The sequence below is a fragment of the Steroidobacter cummioxidans genome (assembly GCF_003104955.1).
In genome coordinates, this window is sequence record NZ_LSRW01000050.1 from 115,014 (window position 1) to 130,324 (window position 15,311).

Here is a 15,311-nt window from a genome sequence, read left to right on the forward strand (position 1 = left end):
GTTATGAAAGCGGTTCTTCAGCATCTGGCACGACTGCTGTTCCTTTCGTTACTGCTCGCGCCGGGCCTCAGTTTCGCCGGCTTTTCCATTCAGAGCGGTCAGCTGGTGGACAACAACGGCGTGCCGTTCGTCATGCGTGGCATCAACTATCCGTACACGTGGTACCAGTCGCGGCCCACTCAACAGGACTTCGCGGCGATGGCGGCCACCGGCGCGAACACGGTGCGCATCGTGCTGTCGACCGGCGGGCAGTGGGCGCGCGTGCCCGGTGCGCAGGTCAGCCAACTCATTCAATGGGCCAAAGACAACCGCATGATTGCGGTACTGGAGGTCCACGATTCCACCGGCTGGAGCGAACAGACGACGGCTGTGCCGATCTCGAACGCCGTCGCGTATTGGACGAGCTCGGATATTCGCGCTGCCATCAATGGCCAGGAAAACTTCGTAATCATCAACATCGCGAACGAGCCGTTCGGCAACACGACGACTGCCAACTATCTTCCCGACACGATCGCGGCAATCCAGGCGCTGCGCACCGCAGGCCTGACGCACACGCTCATGATCGACGGTGCCACCTGGGGCCAGGACTGGTCCAACACCATGCGTACCAACGCCATGCAGTTGTGGAATGCCGACTCGCGCCGCAACCTGCTGTTCAGCGTGCACATGTACGAGGTGTATCAAACGGCGGCGCCGATCATCGCTTATATGCAAGCCTTCGATGACATGGCGCTGCCGCTCGTGATCGGTGAGTTCGGTCCACAGAACAACGGCCAGCCGGTGGATGTGGAGACCATCTTCGCGCAGGCTCAGCAGCGGGCCAATGGCTATATCGGCTGGTCCTGGTCGGGCAATGGCAGCGGTGGCGTCGTGCTCGACATGGTGCAGAACTTCAGCACCACGTTTACGTCCTGGGGCGAGCGCATCGTGAATGGCGCCAACGGCATCCGAGCCACCTCGGTGATAGCGAGCGTGTTCCAGGGTACGGGCAACAATCTCAACGTTTCGCCGGCATCGCTTTCGTTCGCTGCCGGCGCGTCGTCATCGCCGGTGGCCGTTACATCCAACGTGGGCTGGAGCGTGACGGACAACCAGACCTGGATCAGCGTCGCGCCCACGTCGGGCACCAACAACGGTAGCTTTACCGTCAGTGCGACGGCGAATACTGGAACGGCGGCTCGCAGCGGAACTGTCACTGTCACCGGTGGCGGCATCTCACGTCCGATCGCGGTAACACAAGCGGGGCAGAGTTCGCCTACGGGATCGGTGACCGCCACGGGCGTGGTGACCAGCAGCAGTGGCTGGTTCAGTGAGGAACAGCTTCGGCTGTCGAACACAGCGAACATCACTGCGCTGTCGATCACGATCACGGTGCAGCGAACGACGGGGGTGAGCGCTTCGGGTCAGTACAACACGATCGGCGGCATCATTTCGCAAAGTAACAGCAGCACGGCGACCGCGATTACATATGTGTTCTCGCTGAACGCCGGCCAGACGCTGACGCCGGGAACCAACCGCACATTTGCCGTGCAGATGAGTGGCAATGGCACGGTGCACCCGACGACCGGCGACACTTACACCGTTACCGGAACTGCCGGCGGACAGCCGTTTACGTTGACGGGTACATTCTAACCCCGTCGCAATGGACGGAAGCGGCGTGCGTGATGTGACGCGCGCCGCAACCGCTGAATCGATTCGTCTCATCAGGCTGGCTGCGAACCTGTCCCTTGCAGTACCCTTCGCGTTCCTTTCGAACCAGTCCTCAAGGAACTAATAAATGAAGAAGGTCGCAGTGGTGGTGATGGCCGCGGCGTGTCTTACGGCCGGCGTCGGCATTGGCTATGCCGCGAAAGTCAAAGGTCCTGGCATGACCCTCATGTCCGGCAAGCCTGCCAAGGAAGCCGGCGTCGCCGCACTGAAGGAAGCCGAGCGTTTGGCCGAAGGCGGCAGCTGGGAGTTGATCCAGATTGCGCGCGCGTACTACCTCTCCGGTGACAAGGCCACGGGTCAGGCCATGCTCGACAATGTGCTGAACGGTAAATCGAAGTCGAGCGACTGGTTCCGAATCGCGCGCGTGTACTCTGAGGTTGGCGAGAATGCCAAGGCCGAAGAGTTGTTCCTGCGCGCGCTCGCCGCAGACCCGAAAGACGACAGCGGTCAAGCCGAAGTGGGGGCGTGGTACATCCGCACTGGTCAACGCGAGAAGGGCGAGGAGTTGCTGGCGAAGGCGTTCGCGCGCAACTCGGAAGATATCTGGCACTACGTCCGCGCCGGCGAAGCGTACATGGGCGTCTCTCCGAAGTAAGACGTCGAACAGCGAAGGCGGCTCTTTCCTCGACACGAGGAGCCGCCTTCGACTCCTGCCTCCATGACGGTCTCGCCAGACCGTTAAATATCACCGACTTAATTTGATTCGCACAGCGGGCCTCGTTACGCTTCCGCTGATGAATCGGTTCTCATTCTCATTGGCCCGCGGGCAATGGCTCGCGCGGTTCGTGGCTACGGTGGCGTGGCTCGTGCTGTTTAGCGCGAGCGCGGCCATGTCAGCAGAGGATGACAAGCTGGACCTGCAGGTTCGCCAGCTGTGGCAACTCATTGATTATGTCGCGGTTGATTACGCCGGTGCCGTGGCCGACGGGCAGATCAGCAATGAGGGCGAATATAAGGAGATGGTGGAATTCACCGCGACCATTCGGGAGCGCGTGGATTCATTGCCAGCGCGTGCGGGCCAGGCGCAGTTGACTGAGCAGAGTCAGCTGCTGGAAACGGCCGTCTCTCAGCAGGCCGACGCGGCAAAAGTTGCTCAGATCGCGCATGGACTCGGCAATCAACTGCTCACCACTTATCCCGTGCCGATTGCGCCGAAGACCGTGCCGGATTTGGCTCGGGGTGCGGCGCTGTATCAAGAGCAGTGCGTTGCTTGTCATGGCGTGAGTGGTCATGGAGACGGACCCGCTGCAGCTCAACTCGATCCACCGCCCATCGCATTCACCGATGCGGATCGCGCGCGCTCGCGCAGTCTCTATTCGTTATATGAAGCCATCAGCCAAGGTGTCGGCGGTACGGCGATGCCGGGTTTCCCGGCGCTGTCGCCGGAAGATCGCTGGGCACTGAGTTTTTATATCGGCACGCTGGCCTATCCGCCGACTGCGCGTGAGGAGGGCGCCAAACTCTGGCAGCAAGATCCATCGCTGCGCAGTCGCATCCCGAATCTCGAAGCATTGGTTCGAAAAACGGAAAACGAGCTTTCCAGCGAGCTGGGGCCAGATCGCGCACAAGCCGTGCTTTCCTATTTGCGCGCAACTCCAGCAGTGCTGGCGGGCGAGACGGGTGTCGCGCTCGCGCGGTCTCGTTTGCATCAGAGCATGGCGGCTTACGAATCGGGCAATGCCCAGGAGGCAGCGCGGTTGGCGTTGTCTGCCTACCTTGATGGGATCGAGCCCATCGAGCCGCGACTGGCAGCACGCGATGCAAAGCTCATGACGCGTGTGGAAGGGGTGATGGCGGAATTTCGAGCGCGTCTGGGTCGGGGCGCGACACCTGCCGAGTTGAAAGAGCAGCTCGCGACTGCTGAAGAGGTACTGAGCTCGGCCAGCGAAGTGCTCGATCGGAGCAACTCGGATGCGGCGACGACGTTTATCGCGAGCTTCACCATCCTCGTGCGCGAAGGACTGGAAGCGCTGCTGCTGGTCGTGGCCATCGTTGCGTTCCTGCGTAAGTCCGGACGGCAGGAATTGATGCCATATGTGCATGGCGGCTGGATTTCCGCACTTGCAGCTGGTGGCCTCACCTGGCTCGTTGCTAGATATCTCATCGACATCAGCGGCGCGAGTCGCGAGCTGACGGAAGGGTACGCATCGCTGTTCGCAGCGTTCGTGCTTCTAACGGTGGGCTTGTGGATGCATCAGAAGAGCGTCGCCGGCCATTGGCAACGCTACTTGCAAAGCAATCTCTCTGGAATTCTGCAGGGGCGTTCTGCGTGGCTGCTCGCAGGACTCGCGTTTCTGATGGTGTATCGGGAAGTATTCGAGACCATCCTGTTTTATGCGGCGCTCAGTGGCGAAGGCAATGGTGCCGCGCTGCTGGGAGGGCTCGTGGCTGGCGCTGCTGTGCTGGCATTGATTTCGACCGCACTGCTGAAATTCAGCGCACGTCTGCCGATCGGTAAGTTCTTCTCGGTGAGCTCGATCCTCATTGCGGTTCTGGCGGTCGTGCTCGCGGGCAAAGGTGCCGAAGCCCTGCAAGAGGCAGGGGTATTGTCGGTGCGAACATTGCCCCTGCCGCGCATCGAGCTGGTGGGTCTGTTTCCTTCCGTCCAGACGGTGATGTTGCAGGCGATCGTGGCGCTCGCCGCGATCGCCGGCTTCGCGTACAACGCGCGCTCTGCGAGACAGGCGCGCGCCCACTAATACGCGGCGTTTGTTACTTGCCCGACTGCTTCATGAATTCCTGGGCGCGGCGCTCCATTTCCTCGGGCGGCACGTCCTCGACATGAGTGGCAATCGTCCACACGTGGCCGAACGGATCCTGCAGGGTTCCTGAGCGGTCGCCGTAGAACTGATCTTTGACGGGTTGTAATTCTTTCGCGCCCGCGGCAAGGGCGCGCTTGAAGACTTCATCGACGTTTTCGATATACAACATCATGCTCACGCCCGCACCACCGATTGACAGCGGGCTGCGGTAGCCCATCTCCGGGAATTCGTCCGCCAGCATGATCTTCGAGTTGCCGATGGAGAGCTCCGCGTGCCCGATCGACCCGTCGGGCTTGGGCATGCGCATGTCCTCGGTCGCGCCGAAAGCCCGTTTGTAGAACTCGATGGCGTCGCTCGCTCCCTTGGCGATGAGATACGGAGTGATCGAGTGATAACCTTCGGGAATGGCTTTGACCATGGTCGTGTCCTCCAGGCGATGGGCTTCAGGGTGGGGCCCGATCATGACATGCGAATGGCGGCCGTGGTCAAATCCCGCCAGGTTCGTACCGGCCATTTCGGTAAATCACCGACTGAGCGCGCACCATGAACAGCTCGGCTTTCATTGCCTGTGACGAGAGTGTGATTCGAGGTGCGCCGGCGGGTGAGTCTGTTTGCCCGGAAAATGCCAAGCCGTGGGTGCTGGCTGCGACGATCGTCGGCTCCAGCATGGCCTTCATCGATACGTCGGTCGTCAACGTTGCGTTGCCGGCGATTCAAGCGGATCTGTCAGCACAGGTGCGCGAAGCCCAGTGGGTAGTCAATGCATACATGCTGATGCTTGGTGCGTTGCTTCTCGTCGGCGGAGCGGCCGGTGATCGATTCGGCCGAAGACGCGTATTCATCATCGGCATCGCGATCTTTGCAGTCGCTTCTGTTGCTTGTGCCTGGGCGCCTACTGCAGCCGCGCTCATCGCGGCCCGAGCCGTTCAAGGTGTGGGCGGCGCGCTGCTGGTGCCAGGCAGTCTCGCGATCATCAGTGCGATGTTTCCAGAAGCCGAGCGCGGTCGTGCTATTGGCACATGGGCCGGCTCTTCTGCGTTGACCACCGCATTGGGTCCGGTGCTCGGCGGCTGGCTCGTCGACACCTGGTCGTGGCGAATCATCTTTCTGATCAATGTTCCCATTGCCGTGGTCGCCGTCGCGCTTGCGATCTGGCGCATGCCCGAGAGTCGAGATGAGTCGCGCGATGTGGCGGTCGATTGGGGCGGCGGTGCGCTGGCCGTCGTCGGGCTCGGAGCACTGGCGTATGGGTTGACGCTTGCATCGGAGGGCGGGTGGAGGCGAGCGGCCGTGCTGGGCTCGCTTGCCGCAGCAATCACCATGCTGAGCTTGTTCGTGTGGCGCGAAGCGCATGCGCGAACCCCAATGATGCCGCTCGAGCTGTTTCGGTCGAAGAATTTCAGCGGTGCGAATGTGATTACGTTGCTGCTGTATTTTGCACTGGGCGGCGTGATGTTTTTCGTGCCGTTCAACCTGATACGGATTCAAGGCTATTCGGCAGCCATGGCGGGGGCGGCGTTCCTGCCATTCAGTCTGATCATGGGCGTGTTGTCGCGCTGGTCCGGCGGACTGATCGAACGGTATGGCGCGCGCACGCTGTTGACGATAGGACCGACCATCGTCGCTGGCGGATTTGCGCTGCTCGCCGTGCCCGCGATTGGAGGACCGTACTGGACGACGTTCTTTCCACCGATGGTCGTGATTGGCTTCGGCATGGCGGTGAGCGTGGCGCCGCTCACGACGAGTGTCATGCGTGCGGTCGATGATCGTCACGCTGGTGTCGCGTCGGGTATCAACAACGCAACCGCTCGCATCGCTGGGATGCTCGCGGTTGCAGTGCTGGGCATGGTTGCAGTCGCCGCGTTCGGCCGAGCGGTCGATACGCGCGTCGAACACCTGTCGCTGTCGAACGAAACGCGCGAGCTCGTGCGTGCCGAGATTCCAAAGCTCGCAGAAGCCCAGGCGCCGCAGTCCATCGCGGGCGAGCAGCGAGATGTGGTTCAGCAGGCTTTCAAAGATTCCTTCGTTTACAGCTTCCGTGTCGTATCGCTGATCGCAGCCGCGCTCGCTTTCGCGAGCGCGGTGTGCGGATGGTTGACTATCGAATCTTCGAACCGCCGGCTCAGAACTTGATCGTCGCACCCAGCGTGAAGGTGCGGCCGATGTCGGTCTGGAACAGCGTGTCTTCGCGAACGCTGTCGATGAACAGCGTATTGCGCTCTTCGGTGAGGTTCTGCGCCTCCAGGATCAGCGTCAGATAATCAGTGACGTTCCACGAGGCCGCGGCATCGAGATAGAACGTCTCGCCGTTGCCCTGCAGATCGCTACCGGCGGATGCGGGAATGCCGCGAATGTACTTGTCACGGAAGGTGCCAGTGGTGCGAACGCTGAAGCGACCGTCATCGTAGAACAGCGTACCGCTCGCGGAGTTCTTGGACAGTCCGACCAGATCGGCCGTGGTCGACGAAGTGACGACGCCGCCGCTGCTGGTCAGGATGTACTCGATCTCCGATTCGACGCGGGTGTAGTTGGCAAGGACGCCGAAATGTCTCCAGATGCCCGGCAGCATGTCGAGCTGCACCTGTGCATTGAGCTCGAAGCCCTTGAGCGGGCCGCCGTTGGTGTTCTGCAGGCGGCTGACGTTGAACTCGTCGCTGGGCGATGCCGGTGTGCCCGCGAGCAGCGCGTCGGGCAGCCCAAGCTGGGTGTAGATGACCGGGCTGGTGATGCGCTGAATGTAAGTTTCGATGTCCTTATAGAAGTAGGCGGCCGACAGCAGCGAGCCTGGGCGGAAGTACCACTCGAGACTCAGGTCCGCCGTTTTGGCGCGAATCGGGTCGAGGAACGGATTGTTCACCGTGCCGGTGCGCGTCGTGGCGGTAATCGTCGCGGTGGGCGTCAGATTGCCGAGCTCGGGTCGGGACATGACTTTCGCTGCCGAGAAGCGGGCCAGCAGGTCGGGCGTGAGGTCCATCACCACATTCAATGACGGCAACGTGTCGCTGTACTCGCGATCCACCTGATTGCGCTGGCCCACAGTGGGGAAGGGCGCGCCAGCCGGTGCGCTCACAGGAATGTGGCCGACGGCCGTCTGATCCGTTTTCACGTAGCGGACACCGATGTCGCCCCGGACTGGGAAGCGCCAGCCGCTGCCGCTATCGAACGACATCTTGACGAAGCCGCTCGTGACTTTCTCGAGGATCTGCGACTGGCCGGCACCGCACTCGACGCCACAGAAATCCATATCCGCGAAGTTGAACACGTCGCGCCACTTCTTCGAGTCGATGGCAACCCAACTGGCCGGCGCGCCGGAACCAAACGAACGGTCCAGACCGGTGATCCGAGTTGTGATGTCGGCAACGGTCACGCCGGCCGGCAACGCCGTCACAGGAACCTGCGAGGGCACGAGATTCGAGTTGCGGCTGTGGAAGTCGTTCTCGCGATACTGACCGCCGAGGGTGAACGCGAACATGTCTGTGGCCTGCCACTCGCCGGCCAGGTCGAAGTTGGCGATCTGCGTTACGTTGCGCGACGGTTTGCCTTGCGTGGAGAAGCCGCCCAGCACGGTCTGGTTGCCGTCCGGGGTCGGGGCGTACGTGAACATGTTCGGATCGTTCACGTCGAAGCCGAAGCCGATCAGCGGGGTTTCGCGGCCGCCGCGGAAGTCCAGCGTGAAGTTTTGGGTATCGATGCGGTCGAGGAAGGTTTGCAGACGCATCGGCCCGTCCCGGATCGAGTTGGAGCGGCCGGCCAGACCGCTGATCTTGAATTTGTCGTTGAAGCGATGCTCGAACGTCAGATTCGCCTGCTCGAACGTCGACACGAATTGATCCACAAGGCCTTCGGAGCGCACGTCCATGCCGTCGAACACGGCATATTGCACTGAGCCGTGCTGGTCGAATGCAATGTCGCGGACCGACACCATCGGCTGGCCGTTGTTGGTGAGATTGCGGCCGAGGGATAAGCCGAGGATGTAGTTGTCGCGACGCTCTACTTGAAAGCGCGACAACAGACCGTCGAGCGAGATGTCCGTGTTGTCGTTGGGCTTCCATTGCAGTGTCAATGTGCCGCCGGTGCGCTCGGTGTCCTGCTCGGAGTTCACGTAGCGCGGCAGTCGCGGCAAGAAAGCACCGCTGCCGGGAGTATTGGGCGCACTCGCGCGGCGCAAGTTGTAGACGGTGTTAAACGCCGCGAGATCGTTGCTACGAGGGTTGTTGGCGCTGCAGTTCGCCGCTGTCGCCCCTCGAGAGCCAGGCACCGGGCTCGGCGCGGTGGTGGTCCAGCCGATCGGGGTGCAGAAGGGCAGCAAGATTGGAGCTGCGCTCGTGCCGATGTTGTTCGCGTTGGTGTTGGCCGACAGAACGTCGACGGCCGAGTAACCGACCTCGCGAATGTTTCGTTTCTGGAAGGCCGCGGAGGCCAGCACGCCGAAGGTGTTGTCGAAGAACTTCTGTGAGAACAGCATCGACGCGCGGGGATCCAGGTCCTCGCTGATGGTGTTGAACACGCCGCGTCCGGTCAGGCTGAACACCCGGTCCTGAGCGAAATCGAACGGGCGGGGCGCTTTGAGATCGACGGTGGCGCCGAGCGAGCCTTCCTCCACATCGGCCGACGGCGTCTTGCGGACCGCCAGCTGCGAGAAGATCTCAGTTGGGAAGACGTTGAAATCGAAGCTGCGGCCGTTGTTGCCAGCCCCGTAAATATCGCTGGAGCCGGCCTGAGCAGCGGCCTCCATGCCGTTGATTCGTACACGGGTGAACAGCGGGCCGAGGCCTCGCACCGAGATGTTGCGGCCTTCGCCGCCATCGCCTCGCGACAGGGTCACGCCGGGAATGCGCTGCATGGACTCGGCCAGATTGCTGTCTGGGAATTTGCCGATGTCTTCGGCGGCGATGACATCGATCGCTGCCGTTTCGGCGCGCTTCTCTGCCAATGCGGTGTTGAGCGAGCCACGGAAGCCGGTGACAACGATTTCCTCGAGCTGCGTGGATGGTTGCGGGCCGGTCTCTGCTGCCGACGCGGCAACCGGAACGAGGAAGGGACTACTGAGCGCCGCGGCAATGGCGGCAGAAACAACGACGGATCGACCACAGTTCGACATGGTTCCCCCAATCACAATTCGTTTTCGAGCTTCTGCTTCGGGACGCCGGTAACCGGTTACCCCTGTACCCGGAATTTGTCCGAGTTAGTATCAATAATGACAGCTCTTGATTGAAAGTGAAATATTTTGAAGCCAAATGATAGTTTGGCCAGGAGCCCGTCTTGCAGCGCAGGAATGGTGATATTTACGATAATTCAGAACCTTAGGTCACTATTCCTGCTCCAGCAACTGAGGTTCTATGCATCCGTCGGCCGGAATCCGATGCATCGGGAACCACCCGATGCAGGGCTCCGGTGTATAGCCGATCAACATCGTGCTGCGACCCGCTGCCGATTCCAGACGGGCGGATGCGCGTGCGACAGGTTTCTTCTGATCCGATGTTACCCTTCGCCCTTCGAACGACTGGAGACGGGAAATTCATGCGCATAGCAATCGTCGGCGCGGGCGCCATCGGTATTTGGTTGGGCGTGCGGCTGGCGAACAGCGGTCATGAGGTGAGCGTGCTGGCGAGAGGAGAGACTCTCGCCGCGATCAAACAGCATGGGCTGCGTCTCGTCATCGGCGGCAATACGCAGAATGCCGATGTGGCCGTGAGCGATCGCGCGTCAGAGTTGGGAAAGCAGGACCTGGTGGTGCTTGCTGTGAAAGGTCAAGCGCTGGCGGGCGTCGCTGAGTCTGTTGCGGCCTTGCTTGGCGAAGACACGATAATTCTGCCTGCGATGAACGGGATTCCGTGGTGGTTCTTTCATGGTCTGCCGGTGACGCTCGATGATGTTTCGCTACGCTCGGTCGATCCGGACGGGCGCATCAGTCGATTGATCCCGCCCGAGCGGGTGCTGGGCTGTGTGGTTCATGCAGCGTGTTCTGTGCAGACGCCCGGATGTTCAGTCAACAAGAATGGCAACGGGCTCATCGTGGGTGAGCCGACAGGCGGCAGCTCCGCCAGGCTCGATGCAGTGGTCAGTGCGCTTCGGGCTGCAAGCTTCGATGTCACCGTGAGCGCCCAGATTCAAAGGGACATCTGGTACAAGCTCTGGGGCAACATGACCATGAATCCGATCTCCGCGCTCACTGCGGCCACGTGCGATCTGATTCTCGACGATCCGCTCGTCAGCGATTTCATCTTGCGAGTGATGATTGAAGCGGCGGCGATAGGCGCGCGCATCGGCTGCCCCATTTCGGAGAGCGGCGCCGATCGCATGGCCGTGACTCGCAAACTCGGCGCATTCAAAACTTCGATGCTGCAGGATGCAGAAGCGGGACGTTCACTGGAAATCGATGCGTTGGTGGCCGCGCCGCGCGAGATCGGGCACAGGGTTGGCGTCGAGACGCCGAACATGGATGCGCTGCATGGGCTGATCCGTTTGTATGCCAAGGGACGCGGGCTGAACTCGTAAACTTCAAAACCCATCGAAGAACGATTTGGTCGCCTGCAGACAGAACGCCGGCACCAGCACGTCGTGATAGTCCTCGACGATGGCGGATCGGCCGTCGATCAATTTCAGCAGCGACTTGGTCCGGGCGAAGCTCTTTCTGATGTGCTGGTACGGGCCGTGATGCGAGGGCGGCGCGTCCACGTTCAGAACGGTGACCGGGCTTCCTGGCGCAGTGACGGTCCAATAGCCTTCCATGAGTTGGGTGTTGAAATAGAACACCACAGGATCCTCGTCGCCGGCGCACAGAAGCATCGGCGCCGTCGGCGCCCAATTCCGCAGGTCGTTTTTCTTCAACGCCTGCCGTAACGAATTGGTCGGACTGTCCGGTGGCAAACCCGTCGTCGTGTTCGGGTACCCGCCGTCCGGAGCGGCGAACGCATCCTGCAAGTAGCTCAGTCGGTAAGCGTTCGTGATCAGATTGTCTGTCCCGAAGCCACGCGCGAACACGCCGGCAAGTTTGCTCGGTGCGATTGCGGGAGTCAGCGAAGCTAGTTCGGGAGTCGGTGGTGTGCTGCTGAAGACGGCACTCTCGGGAATCAATCCTTGCGCAATGAGCGTGCCGGGGCCGGTCGTGCCCGGTAGCAGCGCGCCCGCGGTTGCGTACCGCGGCTCGAAAAGATCGGTGGGGCTCGAATGAATGTTTCCATACGCATGCTGGTAGCTCGAGGCCAGCATCAGGAATTCCTCCACCGCACCAGCACCCACCTGGCCCATGAAGATGGCGTCCGCGAACGCCGAGAGCGCGTACGGTCCCGACATTGGCGCCGACGCAGTAACGGGAATGCCTGCAGCCTGCAGGGCGCGATGAGTAGCCATCGCGACATAGCCGCCTTCCGAGTAACCAGTCAGGAACAGTTTCTGATTGTCGGCGACATTCGTGGCCGGCAACGCAGCGCGTGCGGCAGTCAGCGCGTCCATCATGTCGCTGGACTGCTGGTCGGCGTTCATGAATGGGTGATAGCCGAGTGTGGATGCATGGTATCCGGCATAGTTGGGCGCGACCACGATGTAGCCATCGCCTGCCAGCGCCAGCGCGAGGATCAGACCTTCATAGTTGGCCTGCCCCGACAGATCGGCCATGTTGAAGAATGTGAGATTTCTCTTTCCGTGGGCGTACAACACGACAGGCCGCGGACTCTGGCAGGTCGCATCCGTGCCTGTCGGAATCATCAGTGCAGCCGAAGCGCTCGTCGGCTCGCCTTGTCCGCCGATCGTTCCATACTGCAGCTGATAGACGGTGACTGAACATCGCGGTGAGAAGGTGCGCCGGAGCAGCCAGCGGGAGATCGTGCCGTCCGTGATTTTGGCGATTAGATCGGAAGGCGAGTAGACCCCGAGCTGTACAGGTGGATTCTCGAGAAGCTGACCACGTACGGGTGTGCCGGAAGTGTTCTGCGCGAAGCTGTCGTTGAACTGCGCAGTGCTCACAAGCCACAGTGCGATGATGAGCAGCGGACGGGTCCGAGGGACCATTGCATCTTCCCTCCCTTGGCTCGTGAGACTCTCAGTGCCAGAAGAGCTCGTCTCTTGCCAATAAGTAGAGAGGGGATGCACCTGGGGTGGCTATTGGTGCGGGACGATGTTTACCTCCGGCCGTAGTTCATTTGAGGAACGCGTGCTCGCATTGTTCCTAATCGTCGGAATTGTCGGTCGCGTGCAGAATTGCCAGCTCAACCGGCGAATACTCACCGTTGTGACGATCGAGGCTGATGGGCTCACGCGGAAGCAGTGGAGGTTGAGCGAGGAAGCGCGGGTTGTTACCGCGGTGAGGTTGTGCGGCGTGCACGATGAAGGGATGGCATAGGTAAACGGTACCTGCTTCGCCGACGGCCAATGCCTCCGGTCGATGCGCTGAAGTGGCAAAGCCGTCTGTTGCCAATTCTCGTAAAGTGAGGCCGGCATCGCCTGCGGGGGCGAGCTGTCGTGCGATGTCGCGATGTGAGCCGACCCGAATGCGCGTCGGCGCGTCATTCTGCTCAACGTCCGAGAACAGAAATAACATCAACAGAGCGCGGCCGCGGCTGCTCACGTTCACGCGCCATTCCATGAAATCAGGCGTGTCGTATCCGAAGCTCACGTCGACGTGCCAGCCATCGTCACCTGGCGCCTCGGTCGATGGAAAGCGAATCGGGAAGGTGCCCAGCGTGGCACGAGGAAGCCATCGTCCCGGCCCGACGAGCTGATCGAACGCCCGGTGCAGAGCCGGCGTATTCGCAGCTTCGCGGAACGGAGCCTGGCCGAACTGATTCAGTCGGATGACTGGACGGGTCCACGTCGAGCGATCATTGGGATCGCATCCTGTTGCCTGCCAGAGAAGCGTGCGCGCCTGTTCGGCGGTTTCACGGGAGAACGCGTGGTTCACGCGCACAAAGCCATCGCGAATGAACGAGGCAATCTCGGCGGCACTCAACGCCGACGTGGGTTCAACGGACATCAGTTAGCTCGATCAGATCACAAGCGCAGAGTGAATACGCGATTCATCTCGTCGCCGCAAGACGATAGTTACATCCGGACGTATACTTGCCGCCCCTGAATTCGACAGGTAGAGCACACGATGAAACGTTATGGCGTCACCGCCCTGGCAGCATTGATCTGGCTGACGGCACCAGTTGTATCCCACGCCGCCGCCGAGCCCACGCCGCCGGCGGAGCAGGAAAAGCGCGACAGCAAGGAGACGGACAAGCAGGAGAAGCCGAAGCCCGAGTCGAAGCTGTGGACCTCGCGCCATCAAATTCGCCTGGGCGGCAGGGCCATCGACTACGAAGCCACGACCGGCACGCTGCTCATGAAGAACGCGCAGGACGAGCCGATCGCGCTGTTTGGGTTCACTGCTTATGTTCGTCAGGGGCAGGACGCGCGCACGCGCCCGATCGTTTTTGCATACAACGGCGGCCCGGGTTCGGCGTCGGCGTGGTTGCACATGGGCATTCTCGGCCCGCGTCGTGCCGTGATCGAAGACCTTGCGAGCAATACGCGCGGGCCCTTCAAGCTCGTGGACAATGAGTATGCTTTCCTCGATCGCGCCGATCTGGTGTTGATCGACCCGGTTGGTACCGGCTTTTCGCGGCCGGCCGGCAAGGCCGAGGGCAAGCAGTTCTGGGGCGTGGACAACGACATCAAGTCGGTCTCCGACTTCATCGTGCGCTATCTCGGTGAGTACCGGCGCTGGGCCAGCCCGAAGTTCGTGCTCGGTGAAAGCTACGGTGGCATTCGCACCGGGGGTGTGACCTACGACTTGCTGACTCGTCACAACGTCGCGCTGAACGGCATCATTCTGGTTTCGCCTTATCTGGACTTTGTCGGCGGCACGGCCGGCCTGAACACCGATGCGGGCGACGCGAACTTCCTCTCGACCTATGCCGCGACGGCCTGGTATCACAAGGCGCTCAACCCGCAGCCGCCTGAGCTGCTGCCGTTCTTGCGCGAAGTGGAGCAATGGATCGACGCCGTCTATCACCCGATCCTGTACAAGGGAGCGCGAGCGACGCCGGAAGAGCGTCGAGCTGCACTCGAGGGTCTCGCGAAGTACACGGGTGTGAGCGCTTCGTACTGGGATGCGGCGAACTTGCGCGTGGACGAGAATCGTTTCCTGCAAGAGTTGATGCGTGCACAAGGCAAGACGATCGGTCGCATCGATTCACGCTTTGCCGGCGGCATGCCGAACAAGCTCGCGGAGGACACCGCGTTCGATCCCTATGCCAGCGCCGTCGCGCCCGCCATCGTCGCCACGTACAACGCTTACGTTCGCGACGAACTGAACGTGCGCTCGGACCAGAAGTACGAGCTGTCTGCGGGTCTGTACAGGGATTGGGACCAGACTCACGTGCAACCCGATACCAACGGTCAGAAGGTTCCGTACGCGAACGTGTTGCCCGATATCTCCTATGCGATGACCATGAACCCGAAGATGAAAGTGCTGGTGCAGTCGGGCTACTTCGATCTCGCGTGTCCGTACGGCACGGTGAATCACGCGATCGATCAGCTCAACATCACGCCGGAGCTGCGGCGTAACGTGCGTCTCGAGTACTACGAAGCGGGGCACATGATGTACGTGCACCCGGGCTCGATGGGCAAGTTCAGCGACGATATCAAGACGTTCATCGACGAGAACGCGAAGTAACCCACTGCAGCTTCCCGGAGGCGCAATGTCTCCGGGGAGCTTTCACTCGAACCTGCACAGTCGCGAAGCAATTGCACGCACGCGTCGCTCTCGCGTGCACCTTCGTTAGTGCCCTGTTTTCGAGCGGCGCCCCTGGCTGAGCTCGTCTCGCTTCGTCCACAACAATCTGAATTCCTCGAAGC

10 protein-coding genes are annotated in these 15,311 nt (G+C 61.2%); 6 read left to right on the forward strand and 4 right to left on the reverse strand.

The genetic code is table 11. The features are described from left to right. Nucleotides 1-3: 3 nt before the first annotated feature. The 3 genes from D0550_RS23030 to D0550_RS23040 all read left to right on the forward strand — a co-directional run bounded on the left by D0550_RS23030 (nucleotide 4) and on the right by D0550_RS23040 (nucleotide 4,409). Nucleotides 4-1,632: a cellulase family glycosylhydrolase gene (locus D0550_RS23030; protein WP_116811532.1), complete on the forward strand. Its 1,629-nt coding sequence runs from the start codon at nucleotides 4-6 to the stop codon at nucleotides 1,630-1,632. Nucleotides 1,633-1,777: 145 nt separating this feature from the next. After that, nucleotides 1,778-2,305, forward strand: a complete 528-nt coding sequence (locus D0550_RS23035) for a tetratricopeptide repeat protein (RefSeq protein ID WP_116811533.1) — start codon at nucleotides 1,778-1,780, stop codon at nucleotides 2,303-2,305. A gap of 235 nt (nucleotides 2,306-2,540) precedes the next feature. Beyond that, the gene (locus D0550_RS23040; RefSeq protein ID WP_241520893.1) at nucleotides 2,541-4,409 is read left to right on the forward strand and encodes a cytochrome c/FTR1 family iron permease; all 1,869 of its coding nucleotides are present in this window, start codon (nucleotides 2,541-2,543) and stop codon (nucleotides 4,407-4,409) included. A gap of 13 nt (nucleotides 4,410-4,422) precedes the next feature. On the opposite strand, the gene D0550_RS23045 is transcribed toward D0550_RS23040, so the two are convergent. Beyond that, nucleotides 4,423-4,890: a VOC family protein gene (locus tag D0550_RS23045; RefSeq protein ID WP_116811535.1), complete on the reverse strand. Its 468-nt coding sequence runs from the start codon at nucleotides 4,888-4,890 to the stop codon at nucleotides 4,423-4,425. A 125-nt stretch (nucleotides 4,891-5,015) separates the two neighbouring features. Between D0550_RS23045 and D0550_RS23050 the strand changes: the two genes are divergently transcribed. Further along, entirely contained in the window at nucleotides 5,016-6,605 is a 1,590-nt protein-coding gene (locus tag D0550_RS23050) for an MFS transporter (protein WP_116811536.1), read from the forward strand. Here D0550_RS23050 and D0550_RS23055 read toward each other — a convergent pair. Continuing rightward, complete coding sequence (locus tag D0550_RS23055) at nucleotides 6,595-9,573, reverse strand: TonB-dependent receptor (protein ID WP_116811537.1); 2,979 nt, start codon at nucleotides 9,571-9,573, stop codon at nucleotides 6,595-6,597. The two genes, D0550_RS23050 and D0550_RS23055, sit on opposite strands and share 11 nt — an antisense overlap. 419 nt (nucleotides 9,574-9,992) lie before the next feature. On the opposite strand from D0550_RS23055, the gene D0550_RS23065 reads away from it, so the two are divergent. Further along, complete coding sequence (locus D0550_RS23065; protein ID WP_116811538.1) at nucleotides 9,993-10,970, forward strand: 2-dehydropantoate 2-reductase; 978 nt, start codon at nucleotides 9,993-9,995, stop codon at nucleotides 10,968-10,970. A 3-nt stretch (nucleotides 10,971-10,973) separates the two neighbouring features. Here D0550_RS23065 and D0550_RS23070 read toward each other — a convergent pair whose 3' ends face one another. Both D0550_RS23070 and D0550_RS23075 read right to left on the reverse strand, forming a co-directional pair. Beyond that, complete coding sequence (locus D0550_RS23070) at nucleotides 10,974-12,482, reverse strand: alpha/beta hydrolase family protein (RefSeq protein WP_116811539.1); 1,509 nt, start codon at nucleotides 12,480-12,482, stop codon at nucleotides 10,974-10,976. A 157-nt stretch (nucleotides 12,483-12,639) separates the two neighbouring features. Then, entirely contained in the window at nucleotides 12,640-13,443 is an 804-nt protein-coding gene (locus D0550_RS23075) for a phytanoyl-CoA dioxygenase family protein (protein WP_116811540.1), read from the reverse strand. A gap of 120 nt (nucleotides 13,444-13,563) precedes the next feature. On the opposite strand from D0550_RS23075, the gene D0550_RS23080 reads away from it, so the two are divergent. Then, on the forward strand, nucleotides 13,564-15,129 hold the full coding sequence (locus D0550_RS23080; RefSeq protein ID WP_116811541.1) for a S10 family peptidase: 1,566 nt from the start codon (nucleotides 13,564-13,566) through the stop codon (nucleotides 15,127-15,129). Nucleotides 15,130-15,311: the final 182 nt, after the last annotated feature.